The following is a 12,503-nucleotide window of genomic DNA, read 5'->3' on the forward strand; positions in this document are numbered from 1 at the left end:
ACACAATTAATATTAGTTTATTCTAATTGAATATAAGCTTATTCTATGGGGGTTCTACATGAAAGACCGTTTCTTCGCATCCATTGCACTCTACTCCGCTCTCATTGCCACCGGCGTTCAGGCAGATGCTATCGATAAAGCCCTCGTGATCGTCAACAGCGGCTCTGTGCAAACGCAAGGCATGGCGATGGTGTTGGCCAACACCATGCAGGCCAAAGGGACTCAAGTGGATGTATTGCTGTGCGACCAAGCTGGTGATCTTGCCCTCAAGAACACAACCAGCACACCGCTCAAACCCAAAAATGTCACACCAGAACAGCTAATGTCCAAATTGCAAAAAGGGGGTGCAACAATCAACGTATGTGCCCTCTATCTTCCCAACAGCGAACACGCTGCATCCGACTTGCGTGACGGTGTTGGCGTCGCCAAACCACCCGCCATTGCTGATCAGATGATCGATGATCACCTGCGTGTATTCAATTTCTGATCAGAACACCAGGAGAGATCCCATGAAAAAACTGCTTTCATCAATCGTCGTGTCAGCTGCGCTGATGGCCACCGTTATGCCTGCTCAGGCCAGCGAAGTCGGCATCACCCCCCAAGCCACTTATGATCTGGTACAACAGGACGAACAGGTGCTGTTTATCGATGTGCGCGACCCAGTCGAGATCATGTTCATCGGCTTTACCGACAGTGTTGATCTGAACATTCCTTATCTGATGGTCGACCGCACCCAATGGGACAGCGACAAGAATCGTTTCCGCCTGTACCAGAATCCGAAGTTCATCCAGCAAGTTGAACAGGCACTGGAAGCACGCGGTCTTGATCACAACGCCACCATTATTACCCTGTGCCGTTCTGGCAGCGAGCGTGGCTTACCCAGCGCCAATTACCTGATTGAGAACGGCTTCAAAAACGCACGCTATGTCATCAACGGCTTTCAGGGCAGTAGCGTGAAGGAAGGAGATAAGAAAGGGTTCCGTATTCAGAACGGTTGGCAGAACTCCAGCCTGCCCTGGCAAGCCAAACCGAATCCGGACAAGATCCATCGCGTGGATCGCTAAGGTCCTGAATACAGCGCCCCTCCTGCAATGGCAGGGGCGCTGTATGGCTATGACACATGTGTCAGCATTTCCCTACGCGCACGTTGCTTACCCTGTTTGTGCGCATACAATGTGCTCATGCTCAACAGGTTCAAATAGAGCGCGATCCGGTGATGATTTTTGTGGTCATTAAACAACAATCGGGTGAATTGGCTTGCACAGGCAATCGCAAACGGAAACAGCAACATTCCTGCATAGGTTGTATTCCAGCGCGTCCAGTCGAACAGGTCATCAAGTAACCCTGACGATGCCGCCCAGCCCAACGCATGTAAGCCAATATAACCGGCACAGGCCAGCGTGACCCAGTAGCGGGTACGCCAGAACAGTATCAGCGCGAGCAGAGTTAGCGTCATCATGACCGAAATTGCAGCAATGCTGCCGCTATTCACCACGAACTGATACTGCACGAAGTCATTCTGGTTCATCAGTTCTATTGCGAAGGGATCGGCATAATGGCGGGCGTTCACATAGATCAGTATCTCGCCCCTATCGCCGGGTACCAACGGCAAACTGATCGCCTGATAATGGAGCAAACGCGGCGTCCGTTCGTCGTTCAGTTGTGAGAATTCCTCCAGCGCCACCGGCGGGCCGGCTTCGGGTTTCCAGTAGGCAACGCCTTGATCTATATAGTTGGCATTGAACAACAGATACCATTGCTCATTCGCCTGTCCCACATGGCTCAACTCAAGCCGGGCGATAACCGGGCCACGCTGTCCGACCAGAGACGCCTCGGCTGCTCTGGATCTCTCGAATGCGTCCAACAACGCCAAATGGGAAGGATCATCCAGCGGCTCCACCAGTCGATGCCAAACGTTGCGGTCAGGAACGGTATAACGCGACACACCTTCTTCCAGCGTCACCGCCACGCTGGCCTGCACGGCTGATGCGATACCGAGCAACAGCAACAACATGCAGGCCTGCAAAAACAACGCTCCCAGTATGCTGCTGGCACGATTCACTTGCATCACAAAAGGTTCCGAATGCGTAAAGCTGCGACTATACCCTGTTTCATTTTCGGCTGACTACCGAGCAGGCGATCATAGCGACGTAAAACGACAGAGACGGACAGGTGCAGTTCGGCCACAGCGGTTTTACAATGGCCGCAAATACACCGTCATGACATCAACCGGGCAGGCTATTGCGTGAAACTCAGCAAGCGATTACAGCAGATCCTATCGATGGCCGAGGCAGGCTATACCCATATCTGGGACTGTTGCTGTGACCACGGCTATCTGGGCGCGGCACTACTGACCGAACAGCGCACAGCCTGTATTCATTTTGTCGACGTGGTACCCGAACTGATAGATGCCCTGGACACACGCCTGCGGCAACACTACCCAACAAGCCTTTGGCAGACGCATTGCATGGATATGGCACAACTGCCGCTGGAGGACCATTCGGGCAAGCACTTGGTCATTATTGCCGGTGTCGGGGGCGAATTAATGACTGATTGTGTCGACCAGATCCATCGACGCCACCCCCACGCTGACATCGACTATCTGTTATGCCCTGTTTACCACCCGTTCAGGTTACGACAGCTGCTCATCCGACACGATTTCAAGCGGATTGAAGAGGCTCTGGTACAGGACAAGCAGCGTTTCTATGAGATCCTGTTGGTTACCGGCTCGGCACAGGCTGATCCCACCCTGCCGAGCGTCAGTACTGCCGGCGACCACATCTGGCATGCCGACACACCTGCACAGACGCGTATTGCCGAACAGTATCTACGCCGTACTCTGAACCATTACCAGCGTGTACAACAAGGCCGACAGAAAGACGTCCAGCACATTATCGATGCCTACCGTGCCGTTGGCATCAAGGGTTCGGCAGCAGCCAATTCTTGATCAAAAAAGCGGGCAATCACATCAAACACATGCCGTGATTCCGGCAGCCCGGTGTCCGCGAAAAAGTAGTGACCGAGTCCCTCATACACATGCAGTTCCGCGTCGACCCCAGCCTCGACCAGACGCTGGTGTGTTACCAGTGTCGAACTCATGGCAAAATCCCGTGTGCTGGTAATCAGTAGCGTTGGCGGGAAACGCTCCAGCACATTGGGGTGTTCCTGAGGCGCGACCAGCGCGCTATTCCAATCCGCCTGCGCAAAATAGGCGAAGTCATCATCAACGCCGATGCTACTGCCAAACGTATCAGCAATCACACCCGCATCCCCCGTACCAAATTTTCCGGCACCGGCACAGAAAATCCCCACAGCACCCGGTGTGGGCAGGCCGTGTGCATTAAACCAGGCAACCGACTGTGCCGTCAGCAATCCGCCAGCCGAGCAGCCGAAGATGCCGATCTGCTCGGGTGTATAGGTTTGCAGCAAGTGGCGGTAAACCTTGGCAACATCTTCACTCGCAGCCGGGAACCGATGTTCCGGTCCTTGGCGGTAATCGATACTGATCACCCTTATGCCTGCCACACTGGCAACCGGAATCGATTCGAGCCGCCCTTCGGTTCGCGCCCCCAGAGCAAAACCCCCGCCATGGAGATTGATCAGCACCCGGTGAGCATTCTGTGGGGGGATGCCCTCGGCCGGGGTAAATACTTCCGTATATACGCCATCAATTTCCAGCACCGATTCCGTCACCGGATACAGCTGTCGCGCCTCATTGATCTTGGGAGCGTAAAAATACTGATCAATGATCGAACGTTTAACAGTAATATCGGCCGTCATCAGCTCGATCATATGCGGCGCCAACAGCTTGCGAGTCGCTACGGCGGCCTGCGCCGCCTCGGCACTGACGTGCACAGATGGAGGGGGCGGTGCGAGAAGAGGCTTCGCCATGAAGGCTAAAACCGCCAGGCCTACTCCAAAAAAGAAAGCCAGCAAAAGTTTAATCATGAACCCAGCGTCCCTGTTGTTTTTAAAGTGGTCTCAGTATACCCACCTCTGCTGTTGCATCCACTGCGCCAACAAAGCCCCCTTATCGATACCGACCGTGCGAGCCAGCACCGCTGCAGGCAAAGTACCGGGCTCGGAACGAATGGCGTCCAGCAACGGGGCCAGCGGCAGGCCATTCAGGTGCCAGATACCCAGTGGCTGATCTGGCGTAACCACCACTGGTGCCTCAATGATCACCCCGTCCTGAACGACTGGCCGCATGGCGGTTGTGACCTGGTCGGGTGTAATTTCAAGATGCATGGGCTGCCTGTCTGGCCACTGGCGACGGGCCTGCCAAAAGGGTGTATCCGGCCATTGCGATTCCTGAGCGTAAAAGTCACGGCCAATACGGGCAAAGCGGTAAAACAGCCCTTCGATACGGGCCTCATGAAATTGCCTGGCCAGTTCTGCCCGTTCGGGGTGACGGATCAAGGTATTAACCACCGCCGGAGCCTGCAAGGCGGATGATAGTGCCTGAAAGATACCGTTACCGGACAGCGGGTCGACCGCCATTGCTGCATCACCGACCCGTATCCAGTTGTGACCGGCGCTCTGCTCACACAGCACCGGTGTGCTGGTGCGGGCGTAAACTTCGCCGACCGGTTCGGCACCTTCGATAAAGGGCTGCGCCTGCTCCAGTTGCTGCAACCGCTCGCGGCACCAGTCGCCCAGCTGCCGCTTGGGTGGCAAGGCAACGCTGGCCACGTCCAGCGTCAGCTGTAGATAGCGCCGACCGTCCGCCCGCATCGCCAACCAGGCCCAGCCATCGGCAAAGCTCTGTACCGCTGTGCACGGCACCGCATGCGCGCCCTGCCAGTATTGCAGCAATGAAACCGTCTGCGTGCCCTTGATCCGCGGCACCCCCGCAGCTGGAGCTGCACGACCACGGGCCTCAACCAGAAAATCGCCATATATCTGCTCCTGCCCACCTGCAGACAACGCGACCTCAGCCTGATAGCCTGTCTTCATGGCATGACAGCTCTGTATCCGCCCCTGTATCACCTGCACCCCCTGCCGGGCCAGATCCAGCAGCAGCGCCTGATCAAAACGTTGACGGGTTACCAGCCGCTCGGTGTTGGCGGCGTTGGTGACACCGTTCCAGGTTACCTGCCGGGGTGAAGGCTCAGCCATTGCGCTGAGCGCAAAGCCGAAACCGGCCCCTTGCATGCCTTGAATGACGCGCTCGGAGATTCCCTCCACAGCATCGAAGGGGCGCGGCTCACTCACCAACGTCACGCGATAGCCTAAACGGCTCAAACCGATGGCCACCGCGCCACCGGCCGGACCGCCGCCCAGCACCAAAATGTCCGACTCACGCATCCACCACCCCTCTCTGTTCCGGCCCTTGATAACAGGATCGTTCAATTAGCCATGCGCGGGCAGCACTCACCCGTGGCTGGTCCGCATCTCGCAGGTAACCCGCCAGATGTGCGCTCAGATGGGCACAGCCTAAACTGGCACCCGACTGCCCCGGCGTCTCATCCAGCGGCCGCACACAGGCACCGAAATCGGCAAATTCGGTATCCAGGTGGGTGATTTCGGTGCGCGAACAGCGGGCATCACCGGTCATGCGAAAAACACCGGAATATGCCGAGGGATACACCGGCTCGCCCCGTGCCGGGCTGGCCGCACACAGAATTACCCCCCGTTTGCGCGCACGGGCACAGGCCTCACGCAACGACTCTCGATCCTGACGTAGCCCCAAGCTTAAATTGATCAGCTGTGCACCCTCCTCCACCAGCCAATCGATGGCCGCCGCCACCTGCGCTGCTGTAGTGGTGAAACGGTCATGAAACACTTGGGCCGACAGCACTTCAGCGTCCGGTGCCAGTGTCTGGATAATCTCGATAATGCGGCTGCCGTGGCCGAGCTGATCCGGCACCGCATCCGCTAACCAGAGCTGTCCCTCTTCCACCGCAAAGGCGGCACTGCCGGTCACCTTCTGTGCAACTCCATGCCCGGAATCCACCACGCCGATACGGACAACATCAGTCGACACGGCTAACCTCCTCCATGGTGCTCAGATGGCCATTTTGCAACAACAACCGATGATCAGCCCCCGCCAGTGTTGAGGGTCGATGGCTGATCAGAATACGGGTACGGCCAGCAAACAGCCGGTCCACCGCCGCAATTACCTGCTGTTCGGTGGCCTCATCCACTGCCGAGGTTGCCTCATCCAGCACCAGTACCGCCGGCTGCTGCAACAGCGCACGAGCGATGGCAATACGCTGTTTCTGCCCACCGGAGAGCTGCTGACCACGTTCACCCAGAGGCGTATCCAGCCCCTGCGGCAGGTAATCGATCAACGCATCCAGCTGTGCCTCGCGAGCCGCTTCACGCACCTGTTCGTCGCTGGCTGTTGGGCAGGCATAGCGCAGATTGTCCGCCAGCGAACCCCTGAACAACGTGATCTCCTGAGACACGACTGCCACGCTGCGGCGCAAGTCCGCCAGCCCCAACTCACGAATATCCACACCATCAAGCAACACCTGCCCTGCCTGAGGATCGTAGTGACGCTGCAGCAGGTCGATCAGTGTTGATTTACCCGCACCTGAAGCACCGGCCAAGGCGATCTTTTGTCCCGCCGGCAATACCACACTGACTTGACTCAGCACCGGCTCCCGTCCTTCATAAGCAAAACTGACGCCCTGCAGCGTCAACTCACCCTGTAGCGGCTGCGGCAGCGGCTTGGGCTGCGCTGGTGAATCGATCTCGGCATCGGTCAGCCGCAGTTCACTGACCCGGTTAAGACTGACACTCATCCGCTGGATCGCGACATACAGACCAAGCAAGCTGTTCACCGGCCCTGTCGCCATCCCCAGATACGTGGAAAATGCGATCAGTGAACCCAGCTGCCACTGCCCTTGTATCACCCACCAACCACCGATCAGGAACGCACTGGCACGTGTGATTGAAGTCAAAGTGCCGGGAATGGCATGGGTAAAGAATTCAGTCACCTGCAGTTGCAACAGCTTGTCCAGATAATTGTCGTTAAGACCGCCCAGCCGGGTACGTTCGCGCGCTTCCTGACCACTGGACTGGATAAACTTAATCGCGGGCAAGGTTTCCACCAGAAAGCTGGACAGATCCGCCGAGCGTTCACGCATTTCGCGGGTGCGCAGTTCCACCTTGCGCCGCATCCAGCGCAGCCAGACAATTTCCAGTGGAATCAGCACCAGTACCAGCAGTGACAGCTGCCAGGACAGCGCAACCAGCAGTACCAGCGCCCCGACCAACCCTATAATGCTGCTCACCGCCGAGAACAGGCTGTCCACGGCAAAACGCTGGATCGCCGCCACATCCCCATCGATGCGGGACAGCAGATCACCAATCCGGCGCTGACCGAAAAACGACGGCGACAGCCGTTGCAGGTGCGCATACAGGTCGGTGCGCAGAGCAAACAGGATGCGGCCAGACAGCTGCGTGTGCAGATAACGATTAAGGCCGGCAAGTGCCGTACTGAACACGCCCACCAACACCATGGCGATCGCCATCTGGATCAGCATGCCGTAGTCTTTGGCCAGTAACCCATCGTCGATCAGCAGCTTGGTCAGCCAGGGTTGTAGCAGCACCAGTGCAGAGCCAATGAACGATAACCCCAGCAGGCCGATGATGGCCCGCCGCTGCGGTTTGACGAAGCTGTATAACCAGTGGAAACCGCGTTCCAGCTGGGTGCGGTCGGGCGCATGAATGGCGCGTACCAGCCAGTTTAGCATGTTGAATTCCTCAGCCGTATTTCAATACCAGACGACAAAAACGGGAGGCCCGTTGCCGGCACCTCCCGTTGACTATACCCGATTACAAGACTCAGCCAGATATCAGTCCTTGATGGTGGCTACCCGCATATCGGCCGTGCTCATGTCACCAGTCAGCTGGATTGAACCGATCTTGTCCAGAGTCTCGGAGTCATGGATCGAGATATCACTACTGGTACCGCCCACGTAGAGGGTTTCACCATCACCGGAGATATTGATGGTGTAGTAGGTGTGCGGCATCTCCTTCACAGCCAGTGTCTTCTGTTGGCTGATATCATGCTTGGACAGCGTGTTGAAGCTGCCGTACAGGATATCGTTGTTACGCGGATCACTGACAAAGTTGAAGATGATGAACTCGAACGGGAAGATCTCACGACGCTCGACTTTACCCGTCTCCAGATCAACACGCGCCATGCCCCACCACCATTCAGCGGTTTCGAAGTTCATGGTATCGTCGGTAAACTTCGCCGTGGAGTACGGCATGATGTACTCGTTGGACTGGTTGCCCTGGCTGTGCATGGCAAATGCATCAGGCGGAAGCCACTGCGGACCGCGTTCCCAGTTGGCCAGCTTCGTAACAATGCGGGTTTCACCGGTCTGCGGGTTGATCGCTTTCAAGTCAGCCCCACCGAGTACCACTTCACCGGTTTCAGTCGCAACAATCTTGGTAATGCGACGGTCCACTGGAAAGGTACGTACCGGTTCGGCACCCATGCCGTCTGCGATGTTGAAGACCGCCAGACGCGGTTCCAGCACTTCGAAACGGTCACGGTGTTTCCGAGTCGGGTTCTGTACGGTATACAGTTCCTTGCCATCCGCACTGACCGCCAGTGACTGGTAACTCTTCACCTGCAACGTCGGTGTGGATTGTGCCGCATGGAAAGTCACTTCACAGGTACGGATATCAAAGCCGTATACGTCTTCCCAGTTGTGCCCCAGGATGAACACGTGGGTGCCGTCGGGATGTACCGACATGATACCGGACCCGAAGTCACCCGGAATATCACAGGTGCGGGCAACCTTGTTGGTCTCCATGTCGATCACATGCAGCTGGTTGGGACGGGTGACGGTCAGCAGGTATTCTTGATCTGCCATCGCCGCCGGAGCCACCGCCGACAACACACTGCCCAGCGCCAGCGAGCCGACCAGTCCGGCCGATTTAAACAGTTTATTCAGTTTCATCACCAAATTCCCTTACTCTGCATCCTCGAAAATACCGTCCAGCTTGCGCCAGTCCTTATCGGCTTTCGCCACACCTTCACCCCAGTTCGGGTAGGTGTTCATGGTGTCCGGCACCTGCGCCGGCCACCAGCAGGCATCGGCACAACCGTAGAGGTCGGACTCCATCGGCTGGCAGAGTGAGCCCAGACCACCAAAGGGGTCCAGTTCCCAACCCGGGTCAGTTGTCGCGGTGCAGCCAACAACGGTCTGCATGGCCACCACATCTTCCACTTCTTCCGGGCTGATGGCCTTGTTGATCAACTGTGCTTTTTTGTTCAGAGATTTCAGGTGTTTCATATCAGGCACTCCTCCTGGGAGAGACGTATGCGTCGAAGAACCCCGGGTTCTCGAGCATGATCCGCGAATACACTTCCACGCCGAAATCGACCCAGTCTCGCATCAGGTCGCAGTAGTGGTAGGAAGGATGCGTCGGATCTCCATATTTGGCATAACTTTCGTGGTAGCAACCACCCGAACAGAGGTTACGAATACGGCAGGTTTCACAGCCGGTATTGCTGCGATCAAGACGCTTCTCGACAAACTCGGCCAGACGCGGCCGGTCGATGCCATTCTCGATATCACCGAACAGCGGCATGTCCGAGCCGGTGAACCGGTGGCACAGGTTGAGCCCGCCATCCTTGTCCACCGCCAGCAGACCGATACCGGCGCCGCAGGGCACCAGTTTCTTGTTGCCCTCATACATGTCGGTAATCAGCTGGTGCATGTTGCCGTAGCCGAAGTTTTCATTGCGCAACGCGGCATCCAGATAGCGCTTGCCCAGACGTTTCATCCCCGCGAACACCTCAACCAGCTCTTCGCCAGTCAGGTTGTACTCGGCAATATCGCCCGAGGTCACTGGACCAAAGCCAACTTCAAAGAAGCCCAGCTCGCCACTGAGGTGATCGTAGATCGTCTCCACATCAGTGACGCCACGTGTCAAGGTAACGCGACAGCCCACCGGACGTGCTGTGTAGCGCGCCAGCAGCATTTCCACCTTGCGCCGCACCACGTCGTAGGTGCCCTGACCGCCAACCGTAATTCGGTTCTTATCGTGCATCGCCTTGGGTCCGTCCATGGAGATGGTCAGGCCGAAGCGATGTTCGTTGAACCAATCCACCAGCGACTCGTTGAGTAAGGTGGCGTTGGTGGTCATGGTGAAGTCCACTGTGGCATCCAGTGCCGCGAAACGTTCCTCGCAGTAGGCAACCACTTCACGGATCAGCGTCATGTTGCTCAGTGGTTCCCCACCAAAGAACACCACGTTGTAGTTGGGCTGGTTCGGCGACTCCCGCAGCATCATCTCGACCGACTGGATCGCCGTCGCAGACGCCATCTTCTCACCCTTGGACGGGGTGGTCAGATCTTCCTTGTAGCAATAAGTGCAGCTCAGGTTGCAACCGGTGTTGACGTTCAACACCACGGTATTCAACGGAAACTTGTCCACCTTCTGCGGCTCGGGGTTAATCCGGGCCACCACGCCCGCCTCGGAGATCACCTCCAGGCTGCGCAGCTCGTCCAGCACTTCATTGACAGCTTCTACCGAATAACGCACCTGCAGTTCAGCCAGGTGTTCCGGCTGGACCTGCTCATGGCAATCGAACACGTGAAGCAGTTCACGGCCAAGTTCGTCGAGCTCGAAGATACTGCTGCTGGGGATATGAAACAGCATCTGACGGGCATCAACATCAACCCGGTGCAGATTCGGTTTCACTAGCGTCATGGCGCCCATACTCACCTCGTTGTTGTTCTATTGGGTAGCTGCGTGTTCAGCATGCGCTATCGATCAGTCCAGCACGCGGCGCACGAAGTCGGGAACCGAGACCAGCATGCTGCCCTCACCCTCAACCTTGGCGCTGCTGTCGGCAACGGTTGCAACCACGGTCAGACGACCGACGTTATTGGCCGACATTTTGCGTTCCGGGTTAGGCCCGGCATCACCCGGCGTGAAGATACCGGCGGCATTAATGCTGCCCGCGTATTGTTCATCTTTGTCATGGGCAGCCACTTCATCGGCTGGCTTGATGCTCCAGCTCGCAGGCATGTAACCCAAGCGCAGATCATCGTCAGTCCCCGGTTTGCCGTCAGCACCGGCGCTGTAACCCACGGCACGGTAGGCGGCGCGTACTTTTTCCATCTTGCCACCAGCACCGCCGATACGGCTGACCGCATTGGCAGGCAATACTTCAACACGGGCCAATTCGCTGTACACCGCCAGACCCGCGTTATCCGCCGCGGTTCCCACACGCGGCGTGCGCAGGCCTTCACTGCCGGTCGCTTTCGCAATCAAAGTAATGCGGTCATCCGCACGAGACAGAATTTTCTCGACAACAACGCCTTCGCCCAGATCAATATCACCCTTGAGGTACTGGCCGATCAGGGTCAGTTCAGCGCTTTCACCTGCGCGCAGGTAGGACGGCTGCACCGCAACCAGTGCGGCCATGTTCTGATCACGTACACCGCTCACTTCGCCGCCGATCTCGCGTTCGGCTGCCAGGAACATGCGACCTTCAAGCCGGTTGGCTTTTTTATCAGCCGCCATCACCTGACGCATTTTCACGCCATCGATGGTCAGGCTGGCACGCCATTCATAACCGGTATATACGGTTGCCTTGCCCGCGCCGGACAGCAGGGTGCCATCGGCATAGTGACCGTCCAGCGTCACGTCGTAATGGTTGTCGGAGGTTTTGACCGCACTCATCCAAGCATCGAATTCGCCTTTGCCCGGCACGAAGCCGGTGATGCGCCAGCGGCCCATCAGATCGGTTTTGACTGCTTGCTGCCAGTTGTTCCACTCCTGCGTGATCAGCGGGAAACGCTGACCCAGTTCAGCGGCAGTTTCCGTGCTGGCAATCTTGTACCATTCACGGTCACGGGCCAGAGAATGCAGTTCAGTAGTCGGGAACTGGCCCATGTGGAAGTCGACCAGGTATTTCCATTCCTGCTCGGTACGGCGCTGCAGGCTGAAACGGGCGGCGGAGTGACAGCGGGAACAGGTTTCGGCCAGTGCCGGTTCAATACCGGACTCAACGCGATTGGTGTCCTGTTCCAGCAGATAACGGTAAGGCGCCGCCTCTTCAGGGGCCAGGCCCTGAGTGTCAGACAGGTACTGCACCAGTGCCCGTTTTTCGCCAGCGGCAAGTTCCAGGCCTCGCAGATGGGTCATTCGGTTGAGTGTCATCAACCAGCCTTCTGGCGTTTTACGTTGCTGACTGATACGCGAGAAGCTGGGGGCTTCGGCATCACCGCTAACGGTGTGACACGCCAGACAACGGTCCTTGATGATCTGCTCTGCATCTTGGGCGTGTAGCGGCATGCTGGCCAACCCGGCCAATGCCAATACGCCCGTGCCCAAAACTGCACGTTTCGAATTATTATTACTCAATGCCATCACTCCCTCACTGATGAGATGGATCTTGTGTTTCGCCCGAGCGGCCCGCCGGCACAGTGCCTCAATCCGCTTCAGTGCTTATGGCTAAACTAAACGGGGCATGTAAACCAAGTTCTCAGCTTTTGTGCTAAGTTGTGCCCAGATGTAACAGG

12 protein-coding genes are annotated in these 12,503 nt (G+C 57.1%); 3 read left to right on the top strand and 9 right to left on the bottom strand.

What is annotated here, in order from left to right:
• Nucleotides 1-58: 58 nt before the first annotated feature.
• Both CLV44_RS14990 and CLV44_RS14995 read left to right on the top strand, forming a co-directional pair.
• The gene (locus CLV44_RS14990; RefSeq protein WP_106592933.1) at nucleotides 59-487 is read left to right on the top strand and encodes a DsrE family protein; all 429 of its coding nucleotides are present in this window, start codon (nucleotides 59-61) and stop codon (nucleotides 485-487) included.
• Nucleotides 488-509: 22 nt separating this feature from the next.
• Nucleotides 510-1,064, top strand: a complete 555-nt coding sequence (locus CLV44_RS14995) for a rhodanese-like domain-containing protein (protein WP_106592934.1) — start codon at nucleotides 510-512, stop codon at nucleotides 1,062-1,064.
• A gap of 47 nt (nucleotides 1,065-1,111) precedes the next feature.
• On the opposite strand, the gene CLV44_RS15000 is transcribed toward CLV44_RS14995, so the two are convergent.
• Nucleotides 1,112-2,068 carry a hypothetical protein gene (locus tag CLV44_RS15000; RefSeq protein ID WP_106592935.1) on the bottom strand — a complete coding sequence of 319 codons (957 nt, stop codon included), beginning with the start codon at nucleotides 2,066-2,068 and terminating at the stop codon, nucleotides 1,112-1,114.
• 177 nt (nucleotides 2,069-2,245) lie between these two features.
• On the opposite strand from CLV44_RS15000, the gene CLV44_RS15005 reads away from it, so the two are divergent.
• On the top strand, nucleotides 2,246-2,947 hold the full coding sequence (locus CLV44_RS15005) for a tRNA (adenine(22)-N(1))-methyltransferase (protein WP_106592936.1): 702 nt from the start codon (nucleotides 2,246-2,248) through the stop codon (nucleotides 2,945-2,947).
• Here CLV44_RS15005 and CLV44_RS15010 read toward each other — a convergent pair.
• The 8 genes from CLV44_RS15010 to peaA form a co-directional block, all read right to left on the bottom strand.
• Complete coding sequence (locus CLV44_RS15010; protein ID WP_170069367.1) at nucleotides 2,902-3,891, bottom strand: alpha/beta hydrolase; 990 nt, start codon at nucleotides 3,889-3,891, stop codon at nucleotides 2,902-2,904. The genes CLV44_RS15005 and CLV44_RS15010 overlap by 46 nt on opposite strands.
• Before the next feature lie 90 nt (nucleotides 3,892-3,981).
• Nucleotides 3,982-5,307: a flavin-dependent monooxygenase QhpG gene (qhpG, locus tag CLV44_RS15015; protein ID WP_106592938.1), complete on the bottom strand. Its 1,326-nt coding sequence runs from the start codon at nucleotides 5,305-5,307 to the stop codon at nucleotides 3,982-3,984.
• The gene (gene qhpE / locus CLV44_RS15020) at nucleotides 5,300-5,986 is read right to left on the bottom strand and encodes a subtilisin-like serine protease QhpE (protein WP_106592939.1); all 687 of its coding nucleotides are present in this window, start codon (nucleotides 5,984-5,986) and stop codon (nucleotides 5,300-5,302) included. Before qhpE ends, qhpG begins: the two co-directional genes overlap by 8 nt.
• Nucleotides 5,976-7,703, bottom strand: coding sequence for an ABC transporter ATP-binding protein (locus tag CLV44_RS15025; RefSeq protein WP_106592940.1), 1,728 nt, complete (start codon nucleotides 7,701-7,703; stop codon nucleotides 5,976-5,978). Before CLV44_RS15025 ends, qhpE begins: the two co-directional genes overlap by 11 nt.
• A 102-nt stretch (nucleotides 7,704-7,805) precedes the next feature.
• Nucleotides 7,806-8,924, bottom strand: coding sequence for a quinohemoprotein amine dehydrogenase subunit beta (gene peaD / locus CLV44_RS15030; RefSeq protein ID WP_106592941.1), 1,119 nt, complete (start codon nucleotides 8,922-8,924; stop codon nucleotides 7,806-7,808).
• A 12-nt stretch (nucleotides 8,925-8,936) separates the two neighbouring features.
• On the bottom strand, nucleotides 8,937-9,260 hold the full coding sequence (qhpC, locus tag CLV44_RS15035; RefSeq protein WP_106592942.1) for a quinohemoprotein amine dehydrogenase subunit gamma: 324 nt from the start codon (nucleotides 9,258-9,260) through the stop codon (nucleotides 8,937-8,939).
• Between the two features lies 1 nt (nucleotide 9,261).
• Nucleotides 9,262-10,692, bottom strand: a complete 1,431-nt coding sequence (peaB, locus tag CLV44_RS15040) for a quinohemoprotein amine dehydrogenase maturation protein (protein ID WP_106592943.1) — start codon at nucleotides 10,690-10,692, stop codon at nucleotides 9,262-9,264.
• A 54-nt stretch (nucleotides 10,693-10,746) separates the two neighbouring features.
• A complete protein-coding gene (gene peaA / locus CLV44_RS15045) occupies nucleotides 10,747-12,351 on the bottom strand; it encodes a quinohemoprotein amine dehydrogenase subunit alpha (RefSeq protein WP_106592944.1) in 1,605 nt (534 codons plus the stop codon).
• Nucleotides 12,352-12,503 lie beyond the last annotated feature (152 nt).

Origin of the sequence: Marinobacterium halophilum (assembly GCF_003014615.1) — a bacterium.
GTDB lineage: Bacteria > Pseudomonadota > Gammaproteobacteria > Pseudomonadales > Balneatricaceae > Marinobacterium > Marinobacterium halophilum.